Below are 17,676 nucleotides of genomic sequence, written 5' to 3'. Positions count from 1 at the left end.
TTCATCACTCAGCCGCCTCGAGCCTGTCGTCGCTCTCTTCGATGAGCTGATCGGACAGCGATGCTGACGGAAGCCGCCATCCCTTGACTAACCCGTAGACGGCAGGAATTACGACCAGCGTCAGCAGGGTCGACGACACCATGCCGCCGATCATCGGCACGGCGATGCGCTGCATGATCTCCGATCCGGTTCCGGTTCGCCAGAGGATGGGAACCAGACCCGCCATGATGGCGACGACGGTCATCATCTTCGGCCGGACGCGTTCGACCGCGCCGACCATGATGGCCCTGTTGAGATCACCTCGCGTGAACAGCCGCTTTTCGGCCTCGCATTTCGCGCGCTGCTCCTTCATGGCGTGGTCAAGGTAGATCAGCATGATCACCCCTGTCTCCGCCGCGACGCCCGCAAGCGCGATGAACCCGACGGCAACCGCGACCGATGCGTTAAATCCCACCCACCACATCAGCCAAATGCCGCCGACCAGGGCGAACGGCAGGGACAGCATGACGATCATTGTCTCCGTCAGCCTCTTGAAGTTCAGGTAGAGCAGCAGGAAGATCAGCGCCAGCGTCAGGGGGACGACGACGGCAAGCCGCGCCTTGGCCCGTTCGAGATACTCGAACTGACCGCTCCAGGCGACGGAATAGCCTGCTGGCATCTTCACGCTTTTTGCGACGGCCTCCTGAGCTTCCGCCACGTAGCCGCCCAAGTCTCGATTGGCGATATCAACGAAGATGTAAACGGCAAGCTGACCGTTCTCCGTCCGGATTGTCGTGGCCCCGCGTGTGAGTTTGACATCGGCCACTTCCCCTAAAGGCACCGACCCGCCGCCCGGCAGCGATACCTGCACGTCCCGGGCAATAGATTGCGGGTCACTTCGGGAGGCTCGTGGATATCTGATGGCCACGCCGTAGCGCTCCCGTCCCTCGACCGTCGAGGTGACGACTTCAGAGCCGAGCGCCATGCTGATGACATCCTGGATATCGTTGATCGTCAGGCCGTATCGCCCGAGGGAGATACGATCTGGAACGATGTCGAGATAATAGCCACCGATGACCCGCTCAGCGTAAGCGCTGGAGGTGCCGGGGATAGTTTTCAGGACGCTTTCGATCTGGCGAGCGACCTTTTCCATCTCCCCGAGATCGGTACCGTAGACTTTGACACCGACGGGCGTCCTGATCCCGGTCGACAGCATGTCGATGCGGGCCCGGATCGGCATCGTCCAGGCGTTTGAGACACCTGGAAACTGCAAGGCGGCGTCCATCTCCTGTTTCAGGCTGTCGGTCGTCACACCCGGCCGCCACTGCGACTTCGGCTTGAGAGTGATGATCGTCTCGAACATCTCTGTCGGAGCCGGGTCGGTGGCGGTCAATGCACGGCCTGCCTTCCCAAAGACACTCTCGACTTCGGGGAACGATTTGATGATGCGATCCTGCGTCTGCATCAGTTCGGCCGCCTTCGTCACTGATATGCCCGGCAAGGTGGTCGGCATATACATCAGCGTGCCTTCGTCGAGGTTGGGCATGAATTCGCTGCCGATGTGCTTGACCGGCCATGCGGTTGCCGCCAGGATCGCGACAGCGGCCAGGATGGTAAGCGTTTTGACGTTGAGGACGCCCGCGATCACCGGTCGGTAAATCCAAATCAAAAAGCGGTTCAGCGGGTTCTTATGCTCCGGCACAATGCGGCCCCGCACAAAAAGGATCATCAAGGCAGGAACAAGTGTGATTGAGAGGAATGCTGCCGCCGCCATGGCGAACGTCTTGGTGAAGGCGAGCGGCCCGAACAGCCGTCCCTCCTGAGACTCCAGGGTAAATATCGGGAGGAACGATACGGTGATGATCAGCAGGCTGAAGAACAGTGCCGGACCGACCTCGCTGGCGGCATCGACCAGTATCTTGATCCTGGGCTTGTCTGGCGCAGCGCGTTCGAGATGCTTGTGGGCATTCTCGATCATCACGATGGCCGCGTCGATCATCGCCCCGATGGCAATGGCGATACCCCCAAGGCTCATGATGTTTGCGCCGATACCGAGCAGCTTCATCGCGATAAAGGCGATGAGGATGCCCACCGGCAGCATGATGATTGCCACGAGAGCACTGCGAACATGCAGAAGGAAGGCAACCGTTACCATTGCGACGACAATGGACTCCTCGATCAAGGTGCCTTTCAACGTCTCGATGGCGGACTGGATCAATGTTGATCGGTCATAGACCGGCACGATCTTCGTGCCGCCGGGGAGGCTGCTTTGGACCGAAGCCAAACTCTTCTTCGCGTTGTCGATCACGGTCAGGGCATTGGATCCGAACCGCTGCAGGACAATGCCGCTTGCGACCTCGCCTTCGCCGTTCAGTTCGGTTATTCCTCTTCGTTCATCCGGAACAAGCTCCACCTTGCCGACGTCGCCCAGCCTGAGAGGCGCGCCGCGCTGGGTCTTGAGCACGATGTTCTCAATATCGCTGATACCCTTCAGATAGCCGCGTCCGCGCACCATGAACTCGAATTCGGAAAGCTCGATGGTTCGGCCCCCGACATCCGTGTTGCTGGCCCGAACCGCATTGGAAATGTCGGTAAGCGATATGCCCTGAGCCTTCAACCGAGAGGGATCAACGACGATGGAATACTGCTTCACAAACCCTCCGACGCTGGCCACTTCCGCCACGCCCTCCGACTTGGAAACACCGAACCGCACGACCCAGTCCTGCAGCGAGCGGAGTTCAGCAAGGGTCAGGTTCTTGGCGACGATGGCGTACTGATAGACCCAGCCGACACCCGTGGCATCTGGGCCGAGCGTCGGTGTCACTCCTTGGGGCAAGCGGCTCGACGCCGCGTTCAGATATTCCAGCACCCGGCTTCTCGCCCAGTAGGGGTCGGTGCCGTCTTCGAAGATGACGTAGACGAAGGAGACGCCGAAAAAGGAGAAGCCGCGAACGACCTTCGACTTCGGCACCGTCAGCATCGACGTTGTCAGCGGATAGGTCACCTGGTCCTCGACCACCTGCGGGGCTTGCCCCGGATATTCGGTGTAGACGATCACCTGGATGTCTGAGAGATCGGGAATGGCGTCGAGCGGAAGGGACCGTAGGGCATAGATACCGCCCGCTATGGCAAGCGCCGCGCCGACGAAGATAAGAACGAGATTGTGAGCGGACCAGGAGATGACGCGGGCGATCATGGCTTCACCTCTTCTGTCGCCATGCCGCTTAGGGCCGAGTTGAGATTACTTTCGGCGTCAAGAAGGAAGTTCGCCGCCACCACCACCTGATCGCCTGCTGCGATGCCTTTGGTGATCTCGGTCTGCTCCTCGCCGCGCATGCCGAGGGCGACATCCTTCGGCTCGAATTTACCGTCGCCCTTGTCGATGAAGACAACCTGCCGGTCGCCCGTATCAATGACTGCACTGTTGGGCACGGCGACAACGGGCTCCTGTACGCCAGCTTCGATCTCGACGTCGGCGTACATGTTGGCCATCAGAATACCGTCCGGGTTTGGAAGCTCGATCCTGACTTTCGTTGTCCGGGTCTCCTGCTGGATTTCGGGATAGATGAGATCGACGGTTCCTTCGAAGATCTGGCCTGGGAGGCTCCGAACCCTCACGGCAACGGGAACTCCTTTTTGAATGGAAGCCAGATCGAATTCCGGGATGTCGGCGATGATCCAGACATGGGAGGTGTCCGCAATCCGAAACAACGGATCACCCGGTTTCGCCATCATTCCGGTTGTCGCCATGCGTTCGAGGACAACCCCATTGCGCGGGGAAACATATTCGATGCTGGCTGGCACCTGATGCTTCTCGGCGATGCTCCGGATCACTTCGTCCGGTACACCCAGGTTCTTCAGTCGAAGCGCCGAACCAGCATCGCTGCGCAGATCGCCCTTCCCCGCAGCGAATTCCGACCCAGCGGTGGCGATCTCCCGAGAATAGAAGTTGAAGAGGCTCTCTCCCTTGCCGATGCGGTCACCCGTCGTCACATTCGCCACGTCATCGATGAAGGCATCTGTGCGCATGGAAATGACACTGATAAGCCGCTCGTCCAAGGCCACCGTTCCGGGCACCCGGATTTTGCGGGAAATGCTCGCCATTTCCGCCGTGGCCGTCCTGACTCCTGTACGCTGCAGCTTGCCCAGCGAGACCTTAACCGTCGATGCGTCGGGCTGATCGCCTTCAAAGACCGGAATGTAGTCCATTCCCATGGAATCCTTCTTCGGCACCTTGGAAGTGTCCGGAAGCCCCATTGGGTTGCGGTAATAAAGCACCTTGCGTTTCGTCGCGGCCGACCGTGACGCTTTCGTTTTTGGCTGGTCGGAGGCTTCGGTCGTTGTGATGCCTGAGGCTGTAAAGCTGACGTCTTCACTTTCTCGGACGGACACGAATTCGCGCCCATCGGGTGTTTTCCTGGGTTTGGCAGAATATTCGGCAAGGCCGTCGGGATGACGGTAATAAATAATCGGCCCCGACCCTTCAGGCTTGCTCGGCTGAGCTTCGGCGACGGCCATGTCGACGAGCATGTGGAGTTGCTGCTGGCCTACTCCCCGGGCACCAGCCAGGTACGCTCCCCCGCCGACTACGGCGAGGGAGGTAACGGCGACCAGCCATGTTGCGGTCTTCACGGGGTGGCCTTGACGACGACTTCACCTGTCACGGTTTCGCCTTCGCCCTGAACTTTCGCCCCAAGCTGAAAGCGCCATCCGCCTTCCATGCTCAGATTGGTCTTGAATTTGTAAGTCCCCGCCTGTTCCGAGGGCAGTTCCTGGACCTGCGTGGTCATCGTCTCCATACCTTCAGGGGCCATGTCCATACGGGTGGTGAAAATAACCGCGTCAGATACGGCCTGACCGTTTCGTTTATCGACGAGACGAACAGAGACTTCGGCGTCGGATCCCTGTCTCACCTCTTCTGACAGAAGCTGAAACTCATAGTCCTGAGGGCTGGCATAGGAAAATGTCGATGAGGCTGACAAAACGACAACCGCGGCGAGGCTTCCTCGCGCAAAGTTCCTTGTGGTTTTCATAGTTCACATCTCTATAGGCGGGCCACGGCCTCGCCAGGAAACAGGTAGCCGCACTCGCGCTCACGCAAGCAGCGACGGTCAAAAGAGGATGAAAACTAGACGCGTGGCGGTCGTGCCGGAGGCTCCACCAGGGCGGATGCCAAACTTGCGTCATGACCGACCGCGAAAGACGGCGCTCCCGAATAAGACACCGATAGGCTGGCGGCGTCTGAGGCTTGCACAAGAAGCATGGACGCGCAGATGAGCGCCAACGGGCAATTCTTCGAGCAGTCAATCGGTGGCTGCTTCTCGTCCGGACAGCAAGGCATCTCCTCGGTCGTGGAAGCGGTGTCCGCAGACGCCATCTGCATGTCCATGCCTGCCATCGCGGCAGGTGCTGGCGAGGCCATCGCGGTTCCCGCCACGCCCATACTCACGGGACCAAGAATGACCCCGAGCATTGCAAGGACGCAAAGCAGGCGTTGAATGGCAGCGGCGAACTTCATCTGCCTATACTCGCATGCCACCTTGGCCGAAGAAAGCGGGCTCACGAAAATTTGTGCTATTCTCGATATCCGCGAAGCTCATTGTATTTAGCAATCTGCTCTGGCGTCAGGATCGCTTTTACCTCCAAGTGCGCTGAAAGATGAATCATTCGCAGGCGTGAGCGGCTTTCCTCAGCTTTATCGATCAGGGCCGGTAGTTGGCTTTCCGCAACCGACCTGTCCTGGAAGACGGCATCAAGCTCGCGCTCGGCCGCCACGAACCTCTGCCCTTCCTGTATCGCGCGACGTTGCATGTCGGCGAATATGGACTGGACGCGATGAACCTGCTCTTGCGTAAGCCCGATTTCATTTTTCATCGCAAGCAGGTGCGATGGGCCAGGATACCCGTTCAGCTCCGCAGGTTTCGCAAGGCCCCAACCGCCCCCACGCATCAATTCGTCGATGTCAGCTTCGGAAAGCGATTTGATCTGGCGTCCAGTCTCTTCGGTGTATGGTGACATCGTGGGGTGCTGGTGCTGTTCAGTCGCGAAGGCGGCATTGGAAAGAAGAACGACGGCGATAGTCGAAACAACATTCATGAGGGTTCCTCAGGTGGACGCCCTCCACTCTTGCCCGCTTTCGCTCCGTGAGACATGATAGTTATCATGTCCGATCTCTTCCTCGACCATTTTATGGAACTCTCGACAGGCAAAGCAACCTTTGCTGCCGGACAGCACATCTTCAATCAAGGTGACGCGATCACACGGCTGTATCTGATGCAGGCCGGTACAATCCATCTTGTCCGACACCAAGCCGATGGGAACGTCGCCGTGCTTCAGCGGGCCCTGCCCGGTATGGTCCTCGCAGAAGCTTCAGTGTTCTCGTCCCGGTATCATTGCGATGCCGTCGCTGTAACGAACTCGGCGGCGCTGATCGTTCCCGTCAACTCAGTCCGGCGGCTCCTGCGGAGAGATCACGCATTCGCAGGAACCTGGGCCTCCTATCTGTCGTATCAGCTGCAACAGGCACGAAAGCGTGCTGAGATCGCGAGCCTCAAAACCGTTGCAGCTCGCTTAAACGCGTGGCTTGCATGGAATGACGGGTTGCTGCCATCAAAAGGCGAATGGAAAAACCTCGCCGATGAGATCGGAGTGTCGGCAGAAGCACTTTATCGAGAACTGGCAAAGCGCGGCAAATCTTTTTCGCACAAGACTTCTTGACCTTCCCATGATCGGAAGCCCCACATGTGAATGATCGCAAATTACGGAGACGACCATGTACGAGTTCGAAATTCAGAATATGACCTGTGGCCATTGCGCGAGCACAGTCGAAAAAGCAATCAAAGCAGCCGACCCGGAAGCGTCCGCTACCATCGATCTTACGGCCAGGACTGCCAGAGTGCAGAGCAAGCTCGAACCGGCGGCCATCAACGCTGCCATCGAAAAAGTGGGCTATCCGTCCAGCTTCAAGCACATTTGAGTTCCGTAGCGGGCCGCCAAGTTAAACAGGTGTCCCATCGGTTTACTGTCACCGGGGCAACTCATAGGTCTGCGGCGACCGTCGATATGCCTCTTCACAACGCGGCGAACAAAACCACGGCCCCTGCGGAGCGGCCCGCCTAAAGGCTGAATATGGTGCATGCATCTTACACACGGGATCGATCCAGGCCGGGTCAGCCGACGGAGCAAGCTCGATCTCATAAAGAGGGACTTCCCCGGCTACCGATCTAAGCGCCACCATTCCGAGGTCTCGCACCAGGATGCCTCTGGTGACAGCCGCCTCGGCGATGGGTTGAGTGGCAAGCAATTGACCGGGTGATGCGAGCGCGGCGACTCGTGCTGCAATGTTGACGGTCGATCCAAAGAGATCGCCTGCTCTGCGGATGACCGGCCCATGGTTCAGCCCCGCCCGAGTGAGCGGTAGCCGCGATTCTTTGCGGCATGCCTGCAACAGCATTCCGAGCACCTGGATCGCTGTATCGGGCTCAGGAAACGAGAGCATTGCCTCATCGCCGATCCATTTGATCGGAGGCTCATAGCCACTGAGGGCGTCGCGGACCATGCTCTCGAATACCTCAAGCACGTCAAGCGCGGCAGCATCTCCGTAAACGTCCGCAATAGCGCTGAATCCCGCAATATCTATGAACGCAACGGTGGCCGGTGCTTTCTCCAGATTCTCTCGCTGCCTCACATCGCTCTCCATGACCCAACGATTTGATCCCTCGCAGTGCCGCATTCTCGCTTGCGTTTGCTTCCTAAGCAACTTCTGGAACTCATCTCCAACAAGAGCCCTTGACCTTCCCATCATGGGAAGGATTACTTATGTATGCAGTTCAATGAGGGATCGTCCCATGACTGCCGTATCACAAATCGAAAAATCGACCGCGCTGCCCATCCCGACGGAGTTCGGGATCGAAGGAATGTCCTGTGCGTCGTGCGTCGTCCGGGTCGAGAAAGCCATCAAATCTGTTCCCGGCGTCAATGCCGCGTCAGTTAACCTTGCGACAGAGCGAGCAACGGTAACTTTCAAGGATGCGGTCGATACCGCTTCCGTCGTGCGGGCCATCGCGGATGCTGGTTATGAAGCAAAGATCGTAACGCAGGAGTTTCTCGTCGAGGGTATGACCTGCGCGTCTTGCGTGTCGCGCGTCGAGCGTGCTCTCAAGGCGGCTCCAGGCGTTACGGAAGCCAACGTCAATCTTGCGACGGAGAAGGCGACAATCCATTATGTCTCAGGCGCAACGACCTCAGCGGCTCTCTCCGCCACCATCCGCAATGCGGGTTACGAGGCCAAGGCCATCGTCAATGTTGCCCCCGAGGATCAAGAATACAGGCGCGACGTTGAAATTCGGTCGCTCGGCACACAGCTACTTCTCGCCGCCGCTTTAACGCTGCCGTTGTTCATCGCGGAAATGGGGTCGCACTTCATTCCCGCGATCCATGAATACATTATGGATACAGTCGGAATGCGTGAGAGCCTGTATGCCCAGTTCGGGCTGGCAACCCTCGTATTGTTTGGCCCGGGGCTTCGTTTCTTCCGCAAGGGTGTACCAAACCTCCTGCGTTGGACACCTGATATGAACTCGCTCGTGGTTCTCGGGACAACGGCGGCGTGGGCCTATTCGGTAGTCGCCACGTTTCTTCCGAGCGCCCTGCCCGCTGGTACCGCTAATGTCTATTATGAGGCAGCGGCTGTCATCATCACGCTGATCCTCCTGGGTCGGTACCTTGAGGCTCGGGCGAAAGGCAAAACCAGCCAGGCAATCAAGAGGTTGCTCGGCCTTCAGGCCAAGACTGCCTTTGTCGATCATGGCGGTGAATTCGTAGAAATACAGATCAGCGACGTGGTGGTCGGCGACGTTATTCGAATTCGTCCGGGCGAAAAAGTGCCTGTGGACGGCACCGTGGTGTCAGGTGAATCCTACGTCGACGAGGCCATGATCACCGGGGAACCGATACCAGTCTTGAAGACAGCCGATTGCGAAGTGGTCGGCGGCACGATCAACAAGACGGGTTCATTCACGTTCCGGGCGATGAAAGTCGGAAGCGACACCCTGCTCGCGCAGATCATCAAGATGGTCGAAGCCGCGCAGGGCTCTAAACTGCCAATCCAGGCGCTGGTTGACAAGGTCACCGGCTGGTTTGTGCCTGCTGTGATCGCCGCAGCTCTCCTGACGTTCGGCGCTTGGATGGTATTTGGCCCGTCACCGGCTTTGAGCTTTGCGCTGGTCAATGCGGTCGCGGTCCTGATCATTGCCTGCCCCTGCGCCATGGGCCTCGCGACGCCAACCTCGATCATGGTCGGTACCGGGCGCGCGGCCGAACTGGGAATCCTGTTCCGCAAGGGCGAAGCCTTACAGGGTCTTCGGGATACACAGATCATCGCAGTCGATAAGACGGGTACACTGACCAAGGGCAAGCCCGAACTCACCGAATTCCAGGTGTTGCCCGGCTATGGCCGTGATGATGTGCTCTCTTGGGTTGCCAGCCTTGAAACCCTCTCCGAGCATCCTGTTGCGGAAGCTATTGTTGCAGCAGGAAAGGCTGGTGGGCTGCCGAACCTGGAAGTATCTGGTTTCGAGGCATCGCCGGGCTTCGGCGTGCGCGGTATCGTTGCCGGGCGTAAAATTCTCGTCGGTGCTGACCGAGCGCTGGCCCGCGAAGGCATTGAAGTCACAGCCTTCGCCAACCTCGCGAGCGATCTTGGTCGGGAAGGAAAGTCGCCCCTTTACACAGCGGTCGACGGACAGCTGGCAGCCATCATTGCGGTGTCCGATCCGATAAAGGAAACGACGCCAGCCGCAATCCAAGCACTACACGCCCAAGGCTTGAAGATTGTGATGATTACCGGCGACAATCGTCGCACGGCAGACGCAATTGCCGCGCAGTTGGGTATTGATCAGGTTTTCGCGGAGGTTCTTCCGGACGGCAAAGTCGAGGCCGTTAAACAGCTTCGCAAAAACGGCCAGAAGGTTGCGTTCATCGGCGATGGCATCAACGATGCCCCGGCCCTGTCTGAAGCTGACGTCGGCCTGGCGGTCGGTACCGGCACCGACATAGCCATCGAAAGTGCGGATGTCGTACTGATATCAGGCGATCTGAGAGCTGTGGCTCGCGCCATTGCACTCAGCCGGGCAACGATCAAGAACATCAAGCAGAACCTGTTCTGGGCCTTCGCCTACAACGTCAGCCTGGTGCCGGTCGCAGCAGGTGTCCTGTATCCCGTAAATGGCACCTTGCTTTCGCCGGTATTCGCGGCAGGCGCAATGGCAATGTCTAGCGTCTTCGTCTTGGGCAACGCGCTTCGTTTGCGTCGTTACCAAGCCAACTGATAGCAGAGCTGCATCGCGGATTCCCGGTGCAGCTCCCTCGCATGAAGGAAAATAAGATGAACATCGGACAAGCAGCGAAAGCCAGCGGCGTCTCGGCGAAGATGATCCGCTATTACGAGCAGATCAAGCTTATCACGCCCCCCCATCGTACGGAATCGAGTTACCGGACCTACGCTGAGAACGACATTCACACGCTCCGCTTCATTCGTCGAGCACGCGATCTCGGGTTTTCGGTTGAACAGATGAAAACCTTGCTCGCGCTGTGGCGAGACCGGTCACGCGCGAGCGCAGATGTAAAGAGCATCGCTCTTGAGCACATTGCTGAACTGGAGCGTAAGGCTGCCGCGATCCAAGCGATGACTGAAACGCTTAAACATCTTGCAAATCATTGCCATGGAGATAACCGGCCAGACTGCCCAATCATCGAGGAGTTCGCGAACTCAGGCCAAAAAGATGATGATCTGCCTGGCATCAATGCTCGTTTTGGAGTGAACGGCTTCAGGACAGAGCAGTCCTCGCCCTGACGACGTTCCATATTAAAGGTTGTCGTCAGAACATCTAATGTGGCTCGCCGTTGTTGCGCTGTATGAAAGGTTAGGTCGGCTGCCGTTGCCGTCACTCCATCCTGAATCGCGAATGGCAGGTCGTACAGGTCTGCAGCATCAGATGAAAGGCGTGCTCGGCCGGTATGGAGGACAACTGCGCCTCGTTCTTGACATGTGTTCCGAGCGGTCCGCCGCCCATCGGCTCCCCCGGTTTCATGCGCATGCTCTCTGTCATCGCTGCAGGATTTCTGTCGGCGGCTGCGTCTAGTGCGGTCGCGTATGAATTCAGATCGTTCGCTAGACGATCAAACCGCTCGCGCTCTTCGACGATATTTGGTTTTGCCTTCGACTTTGGATTGGCGGCTTCGGCTGCAAAATGGCCGACCAGTACCTCTCCGGATTTGTCGCGAATGGTGTCGGCGGCCCACTTGAACTCGGCTGGAGAGTATGTCGCTGGTTCCTTAAACATTCCGGCGATGGTCTTCGTGGCGGTGGCAATCGCTTTCATATCGGATTGCCTCAGCGCAACGATATCGCCAGCAGCAACGACCGCCGACGCAAGCGCAAAGCAATAGGTAATCGCATAGAATAAAACGCCTGGCTTCATTTCAAACTCGTCATTCGGTTTCCACCACCCAGTCGTGTCTCAGCAGGTTCCTGCTGTGGATTCAAAAGCCCGAAGGGAGGGAAAAGTGACCATCACCTAACTAAAATGTAAATCAAATGTATCTTCACACATCGAAATTTACGAAAAATTTAGGTTAATTTTATCGATCCAAATCTGCTTGTTTCGGCCTGAAAAAAGAAAGTTTAGGTTGCAACAACACCTCCCTTTGGCGTGTCCCAATCTTTCAGAGACAGTCACGGATCGTCGCAATGAATACTATTGCTAATGCAGATTCAGCACATCTTCCGTCAGCGCGAAGTCTCTTATCTCAAACCATAGAGAAGGTGCAATCCAGGGCGTTTGGTCCCGATGTTCTTCGATCATTGGCGATCCTTCTCGTTATGCTCGTGCACCTTCCTATCGAGGCGACACCGCCGATGCTCGTCGGTGTCCGTACCTATGCATGGGTGGGCGTCGATATTTTCTTTGTTTTGAGCGGTTTTCTGATCGGAACTCAACTCTTCAAAGAGGTCTCGCGGACGGGAGACGTGGATTTGAAGTCCTTCTATCTCCGCCGCGCCTTCCGTATTTTTCCAGCGTTTTTCGCTGTTCTCGGCCTTTACGCAATTTTCCCTATTCTCCGGGACGCCCCGACGATGCAATCGATCTGGAGCTTTGCGACCTTCACTGTGAACTTCGACTTCGACCCGCGCATAGGTCGGGCCTTTACACAGGCTTGGTCACTTTGCGTCGAGGAGCATTTTTATCTGGTCTTGCCGCTACTCGTGTTGATGTTGCACCGCCGGATCAGCATGCGCTGGACGCTTGTCACCGCTGCGGCAATGGTGATTGCGGGAATGATCCTTCGGTACACAATCTGGGAAAGCCAGATCGGAGCCCTCGTTGACGCGGACAAGCTGAGAGATGCTTTCGCCGTCTATCTCAGGGATGTCTACTACCCGACATACACCCGCCTAGATGGCCTGATGTTCGGTGTGATCCTTGCTGCGGCGAGATTTTTTAAACCGGAACTCTGCAAGCGTTACGCGCCTCCGCGTGTGGCCCTGCCGATAGGCGTCGGCCTCGTCGCGGCCGCTCTTGTGCTGTTTTCGATTCGAGGGCCGCTTGCCGGAACAGATCTCTTTCTCGTCTTTCAGGCGCAGCTTGGTTCGGTTGCTGGATTCCCGCTCATTTCAATCGGTATCGCTCTCATTCTCGGCGCTCTGCTCGACCTGGAGCATGTTTTGAAACGATGGCCGGTTCCTGGTGCCATGGTCGTCGCCACCTTGTCATACAGCCTGTATCTGACCCACAAGTCGGCCTTCCATGTCGACAGGCTCATCTTTGGAGAAGCGAACCTCCAGGGCGGTTCCGGCTTCGTCGTCTATCTGGTCACCAGCTTCGCCGTAGCATTTGTGCTGTGGTTCTGTGTGGAGAGGAGCTTTCTCCGGCTTCGGGATCGCATTCTCTCACCGAGCAAATGACTTAGACTTGCCAGCTTCGATTACAACTCGAAGCTGGCAAGAGTCAGATTTTCGCGAAGAGTTTTTGCAACAGCTCCAAATTGGGCCAGCGGTAGATCGTCGCTCCTGTCGCGTTTGGCATAATTCTTATCAACTCGGATCACAGCAAATCCACCAACGAATCCCTACTGCAACCGAAGTGCGAGCACCCCCTACACGCCCTCAGCAGAGCGAACCTTCGACAGGTCTACTGATGTTTCTCCCGAAATCGAGCATGACATGCTTTGCACGTTTGGAGCATCAGGTGGAATAAGTGTTCTGCAGGGATCGAGCCAAGCATCTCAGCCGAGACGTCCGTGCCGAAAGGGCCGCCGCTCATCGGCTTTCCAGGCTTCATCCGCATGTCGTTGGTCATCTCGCCCGGATTTTTCTGCGCCGCCGCTCCCAATGCATCGGCGTACGCCTTGAGATCGTCGGCAAGTCGGGCGAAGCGATTCCTATCCTCAAGGATATTTGCTTTGGCGTCGGACCCCGCCGCCGGAATTTCGAAACTGAAGTGCTCGATGATGGTCTGTCCAGACTTGGCGCTGATCGTCTGGGCAGCGCTACTAAGCGCTTTTGCGTCATAAGTGGTCGGATCGAGAAACATGTCAGAGATCGCCTTAGCCGCCGCGGAGATGTCTTTCATATCCTGCTTTCGCAACGGGACCAGGTCACTTCCGGAAAAGCTTGCGTCGGCTAAAGAGCCCAATCCAATGACGAGGAGGAGAAAAAGACGCGCCTGTAACAATCTCATAAGGATCACCGGTTCGCCCAGAGAATAGATGCGCGATATGCGATTTGATAATATTATGATTTGCAAGAGGAGGCGGTAGCCACCTCCTCTGATCGCAGCATTTAAGCTGCCATTTTCTCGCAGCTTTCCGCACAACGACGGCATGCATCAACGCAGCTTTCCATGTCCCCGACGCGTTCGCAGTCGACCGCACACTCGCGGCAGATTTCTGCGCATTCCCGGCAGGTATGCTTGTGGTGCTCTGTGCCGATCAGCATGAAGTGCGCCGATGTCCGGCAGATTTCAGCGCAGGCCATCATGAGCCGGAAGTGCTCTGGCTTCGTGTGCTCTCCGCCCATCTCCAGGCAGTGCGACATGGCCGTCGAGAGGCATTCCTGATAACAGGCGAGGCAGTTGTCGATACATTGTTTCATCTCAGCTGATTGGTGATGCATGATCGATCTCCTACTTGGATTCCTTGTTGACCCACTTGGTCATCTGGGCAATCTCATTCTTCTGAGCATCGATGACCTTTCGGGCCATAGCCTTGGCTTCCTTGTTGTCGCCGTACTTCAGCTCGACCTCAGACATGCTGATCGCTCCCATGTGATGAGCAATCATGCCACAGACGAAGGACACGTCGGCGTCCTTCTTCATCATTCCCTGCATCATGTTCATGTGCATGGACTTCATTCCGTCCATCGATGCCTTCTGATAGTCGGTCATCTCGCCCTTGGGCATGTCGCCCGTCTTCGTATCCCCACCCATGGACATGCCCATCTTCGACATGTCCATTCCTTCAGTCTTGCACTTTTCGGGATAGGCCATTTCCTGGGCCGATGCGGCAAGTGGAGTCAGCGACAGCAGAGCAGTTGCGCCGATCATGGCGATCGAAGTTTTCATGAAAACGTTCATTGGATTCTCCTTTTGAGATCGTTTGATGCTTGAAGACCTTCAGACGCCGGTAGCCTTCGGCGGTGGGTCAATCGGCCTGATCAGGAGAAGCGGACTGGAGGTGGCAACCGATGGGCGAACGACGAGCGGCTCCGAAAGTGGCTGCGCGGCGGTTGGAAGTGTGGGCATGATCGGGCAGCAGTGCATGCTCACACAGCACAATCCCGGGAGACGATCCAGCTGATGACTTTGCGAGTGACCCGCAGGCACACGCAGAGAAATGCAGCCTTCATCGCCGGCATTGGCGAGGCGGCCCGGAATGTTAACCAAGGTCAACGCCACCAGCAGCACGACGACTAGACGGCAGATCTTACTCCAGCTGACCATACGTCGAGATTCCCTTCCGCCGGAGAACTCTCGCGGTAGAAAGATGTTCCGTTACCCTCTGAATTGGGCCAGCCGTGCGAGAAGACAACCGCTTTACCCTTAACCGAAGTTCAATGGACGTGCGGTACGACTGGTGGCGTTGGGGGATTGATATGACGCCGCGCTACTCACTTTCGCAGATTGTGCTCCATTGGGCTGTGGCCGTGCTGGTACCCATCCAGTATTGGACGGGCGGAAGCATCGAGCGGACGCATCACGCGGTTCACATGGGCCTGTCCCCAGACCCTTGGGACGTGATCCAGCATCAGATCCACAACTATGCGGGGATCGCTATCGGGGCGCTCATGGTTGCGCGGCTCACGCTTCGCATATTTCACCGAGGAGCTTTGAAAATATCCGCGAGGGGTCCGGTGGATCGACTTGCACAAGCGATGCATTTTGCATTCTATGCAGCGGTTATCGCTCAAGCAGCTATGGGGTTCGTTGCAAGCTATTTCTGGTTCGGGATCGGTTCATTCCATGTTCTGGGCTCGCGCGTTATTCTCGGGCTGCTGGCACTGCATATTGCTGCAGCTGCCTGGCACACTTTTGTTTGGCGCGACGAAACGGTCGACCGGATGATCATTCCCAGACGCACGACCTCTTGAATTACGCCATCAATTTCAGAGTGGCGAAAACCAGAACCAAGTAGCGCCCCGTTTTCGCGATGAATACCAAGATTGTGAATGTCAGAAGCGGTTCGCGCAATACGCCTGCTACGACTGTCAGGGCGTCTCCAAAGAGCGGCATCCATGACAGTAGCAGCGACCATTTTCCATACCGTCGATACCAACGCGACGACCGTTCAAGAGCCTTTTCACTCACCGGGAACCAACGTCGATCCCGAAATTGCTCGATCCCTCGCCCGAGGAACCAGTTCAAAATGCTACCTAAAGTATTCCCGACGCTGGCGACGACCAAAAGCGCAGGCCAAGGAAACTTGCCAGTTAAAATTAACCCGACAAGGACTGGCTCCGACTGCATCGGCAATACCGACGCCGCGCCCAATGCCGCGAAAAACAGTCCCAGATAGGTGGAGATATCGATCAATATGGGCGTTCAGCCTTCGAGGACAGACCAGAAGAAGCTGCTAGAAAAATTTCTGAACTTCATTTCAGCTTGGCGGCTCCCGCAGAAAGGACCGGCTCGTATTTGTAATGAGTCAGCTTCAGAGATGAACAGGGTGATTACGACCAACCTCAGGGCGCTTCTGACGGAAGATCCTTATCCGCAACCCAATTCTTGAATTGGCGCTCAGATTGTAATTTCCTTTCCCTCGCCTGCAACTCCGCATGTGTCATCGCAGCTTTCGTTGCGCATTGGGCAAAGGAGAGATGCGACTTTGTTTTCTCATCCCTTCGAATCTTTTCCAGCATTTTTTCCACTGAGCGGAGCGCGATATCTGTCGGCATGCCACTGAGCCTCAGACTGTTCTCCGCTGCAACACGGGCGTTATTATACCGAGAACGTCCAATCAATGCTCGACAGTTGTAGACAGTCGCCAAGTGGCGATAGGCAGCTCCTACATAGCCGCGATAAGCCTCATCATACCCGTGATCAGCAAAGGCTGGGATCGCGGAAGACGACGATATCAAGCAAACAGACAGAAAGGTTTTCATCAAAACTCAGCTGCTGACTAAATGAGATTGAATTATGGCAGCTACGCTGGTTTCGACCCTGGATACTTCGCACGACAACGCTCGACCTTCCAATGGTAGGAATGCTTACCAGACGAACGAGTGCTGTTCGCGCCACAGAAACGACGCGAATCGTTGGCAGCTATTCGTCGCAATTGAAAATCGACTGCTTTGATAGTAGTCGATGGAGCATGGGCAGAATGTACCGAATCGCAATGAGCAAACTGCTCTTGATTGTGCGGCTGGCGATCGTCGTATCGCTGGCAGGCTACAGCTTGTCCAATGCGAACGCGGCCATGCACGGCACGCCATTTCCTGAGTTCGAGCAAGCCGCTTCGCAAGCCATGCAGAACGGCGATCGTGACATGAAGCAAATGTCTCCCCACGGTCACTCACGCGATCATGCTGCTGGTGACAAAGACGGCACCAAATTGGTCAAGCAGGAATGCTGCAGCGATTTCTGCGGCGGGCTTGGCATGATTTGTGAAGGCCCCGACGTCGGCGGACCCGTCGAGACGTCCATCCGGCAGTTCATCGACGATCAGCAAACCTTTGGCGAGCTGCCGCCCCTGCACCGTCCCCCGAATATCTGAATAGAGACTAACCCGCATTGCCGGGTCCGCAGGGCATTCCCGGTATCACCGGGTCTGCCGCTCGAAGTCTATTATTCGGATTTTCAAAAATGAGACCTTCCATATTGGTGGTGGGGCTGGCCCTTATCATAGGTGGCTGCGCATCCACATTACCTCCCGATGTCATTGCATCGACGGACGTTGAACAGACGTATTCTGTGCGTCCGGTTCGATATCACTCGCCCATTTCCGGCTATGTTTCCCGTCAACCGGTCGNGTTGAACAGACGTATTCTGTGCGTCCGGTTCGATATCACTCGCCCATTTCCGGCTATGTTTCCCGTCAACCGGTCGATCCCAAACCCTGGCGTCAGCAGAATGAGCAGCAGGCTCCGAAGACCGGAGATGCGTCATGATCACGATCAGGAAACTTGCTGCCGTCGCGACCCTT

General features: G+C 56.7%; 18 protein-coding genes and 1 pseudogene. 8 read left to right on the top strand and 11 right to left on the bottom strand.

Features of this window, described 5'->3' with window-relative positions:
- Positions 1-4: 4 nt before the first annotated feature.
- From BN1800_RS33690 to BN1800_RS33670, 4 genes are all read right to left on the bottom strand, one after another.
- Positions 5-3,175 (bottom strand): efflux RND transporter permease subunit, encoded by a 3,171-nt coding sequence (locus BN1800_RS33690; RefSeq protein ID WP_087004303.1) that lies wholly within the window; start codon positions 3,173-3,175, stop codon positions 5-7.
- Positions 3,172-4,611, bottom strand: coding sequence for an efflux RND transporter periplasmic adaptor subunit (locus BN1800_RS33685; protein WP_027514011.1), 1,440 nt, complete (start codon positions 4,609-4,611; stop codon positions 3,172-3,174). Before BN1800_RS33685 ends, BN1800_RS33690 begins: the two co-directional genes overlap by 4 nt.
- Positions 4,608-5,012, bottom strand: a complete 405-nt coding sequence (locus BN1800_RS33680; RefSeq protein ID WP_027514012.1) for a FixH family protein — start codon at positions 5,010-5,012, stop codon at positions 4,608-4,610. The genes BN1800_RS33685 and BN1800_RS33680 overlap by 4 nt, the downstream gene beginning before the upstream one ends.
- 541 nt (positions 5,013-5,553) lie before the next feature.
- A complete protein-coding gene (locus BN1800_RS33670) occupies positions 5,554-6,075 on the bottom strand; it encodes a Spy/CpxP family protein refolding chaperone (RefSeq protein ID WP_087004300.1) in 522 nt (173 codons plus the stop codon).
- A gap of 66 nt (positions 6,076-6,141) precedes the next feature.
- On the opposite strand from BN1800_RS33670, the gene BN1800_RS33665 reads away from it, so the two are divergent.
- Positions 6,142-6,696, top strand: coding sequence for a Crp/Fnr family transcriptional regulator (locus BN1800_RS33665; RefSeq protein WP_244564751.1), 555 nt, complete (start codon positions 6,142-6,144; stop codon positions 6,694-6,696).
- A 55-nt stretch (positions 6,697-6,751) separates the two neighbouring features.
- Entirely contained in the window at positions 6,752-6,955 is a 204-nt protein-coding gene (locus BN1800_RS33660; protein ID WP_087004294.1) for a heavy-metal-associated domain-containing protein, read from the top strand.
- A 48-nt stretch (positions 6,956-7,003) separates the two neighbouring features.
- On the opposite strand, the gene BN1800_RS33655 is transcribed toward BN1800_RS33660, so the two are convergent.
- Positions 7,004-7,666 (bottom strand): adenylate/guanylate cyclase domain-containing protein, encoded by a 663-nt coding sequence (locus tag BN1800_RS33655; protein WP_087004332.1) that lies wholly within the window; start codon positions 7,664-7,666, stop codon positions 7,004-7,006.
- Between the two features lie 160 nt (positions 7,667-7,826).
- Between BN1800_RS33655 and BN1800_RS33650 the strand changes: the two genes are divergently transcribed.
- Positions 7,827-10,307 carry a heavy metal translocating P-type ATPase gene (locus tag BN1800_RS33650; RefSeq protein WP_087004291.1) on the top strand — a complete coding sequence of 827 codons (2,481 nt, stop codon included), beginning with the start codon at positions 7,827-7,829 and terminating at the stop codon, positions 10,305-10,307.
- A gap of 56 nt (positions 10,308-10,363) precedes the next feature.
- Positions 10,364-10,831, top strand: a complete 468-nt coding sequence (gene cueR, locus BN1800_RS33645) for a Cu(I)-responsive transcriptional regulator (RefSeq protein ID WP_087004288.1) — start codon at positions 10,364-10,366, stop codon at positions 10,829-10,831.
- Between the two features lie 91 nt (positions 10,832-10,922).
- Here cueR and BN1800_RS33640 read toward each other — a convergent pair whose 3' ends face one another.
- A complete protein-coding gene (locus BN1800_RS33640) occupies positions 10,923-11,459 on the bottom strand; it encodes a c-type cytochrome (RefSeq protein WP_087004285.1) in 537 nt (178 codons plus the stop codon).
- A gap of 401 nt (positions 11,460-11,860) precedes the next feature.
- On the opposite strand from BN1800_RS33640, the gene BN1800_RS33635 reads away from it, so the two are divergent.
- A complete protein-coding gene (locus BN1800_RS33635; RefSeq protein WP_244564750.1) occupies positions 11,861-12,943 on the top strand; it encodes an acyltransferase family protein in 1,083 nt (360 codons plus the stop codon).
- Between the two features lie 226 nt (positions 12,944-13,169).
- On the opposite strand, the gene BN1800_RS33630 is transcribed toward BN1800_RS33635, so the two are convergent.
- The 3 genes from BN1800_RS33630 to copM all read right to left on the bottom strand — a co-directional run bounded on the left by BN1800_RS33630 (position 13,170) and on the right by copM (position 14,600).
- The gene (locus BN1800_RS33630; protein ID WP_087004280.1) at positions 13,170-13,718 is read right to left on the bottom strand and encodes a cytochrome c; all 549 of its coding nucleotides are present in this window, start codon (positions 13,716-13,718) and stop codon (positions 13,170-13,172) included.
- A 101-nt stretch (positions 13,719-13,819) separates the two neighbouring features.
- On the bottom strand, positions 13,820-14,152 hold the full coding sequence (locus tag BN1800_RS43020) for a four-helix bundle copper-binding protein (RefSeq protein WP_087004277.1): 333 nt from the start codon (positions 14,150-14,152) through the stop codon (positions 13,820-13,822).
- Positions 14,153-14,162: 10 nt separating this feature from the next.
- Complete coding sequence (copM, locus tag BN1800_RS33620; protein ID WP_425299089.1) at positions 14,163-14,600, bottom strand: CopM family metallochaperone; 438 nt, start codon at positions 14,598-14,600, stop codon at positions 14,163-14,165.
- Positions 14,601-15,130: 530 nt separating this feature from the next.
- Here copM and BN1800_RS33610 point away from each other — a divergent pair.
- Entirely contained in the window at positions 15,131-15,625 is a 495-nt protein-coding gene (locus BN1800_RS33610) for a cytochrome b (RefSeq protein ID WP_087004329.1), read from the top strand.
- Position 15,626: 1 nt separating this feature from the next.
- On the opposite strand, the gene BN1800_RS33605 is transcribed toward BN1800_RS33610, so the two are convergent.
- Complete coding sequence (locus BN1800_RS33605) at positions 15,627-16,067, bottom strand: YqaA family protein (RefSeq protein ID WP_087004269.1); 441 nt, start codon at positions 16,065-16,067, stop codon at positions 15,627-15,629.
- Between the two features lie 149 nt (positions 16,068-16,216).
- Entirely contained in the window at positions 16,217-16,636 is a 420-nt protein-coding gene (locus BN1800_RS40815) for a hypothetical protein (protein WP_143534207.1), read from the bottom strand.
- Between the two features lie 209 nt (positions 16,637-16,845).
- Between BN1800_RS40815 and BN1800_RS33595 the strand changes: the two genes are divergently transcribed.
- Positions 16,846-17,247, top strand: coding sequence for a hypothetical protein (locus BN1800_RS33595; protein ID WP_179213966.1), 402 nt, complete (start codon positions 16,846-16,848; stop codon positions 17,245-17,247).
- Between the two features lie 89 nt (positions 17,248-17,336).
- Positions 17,337-17,641, top strand: a pseudogene (locus tag BN1800_RS43015) (hypothetical protein).
- Positions 17,642-17,676 lie beyond the last annotated feature (35 nt).

Source organism: Rhizobium sullae, from assembly GCF_900169785.1.
GTDB lineage: Bacteria > Pseudomonadota > Alphaproteobacteria > Rhizobiales > Rhizobiaceae > Rhizobium > Rhizobium sullae.
The sequence above is the reverse complement of the archived record's forward strand: the minus strand, read 5'-3'. Positions and strand labels throughout refer to the sequence as shown.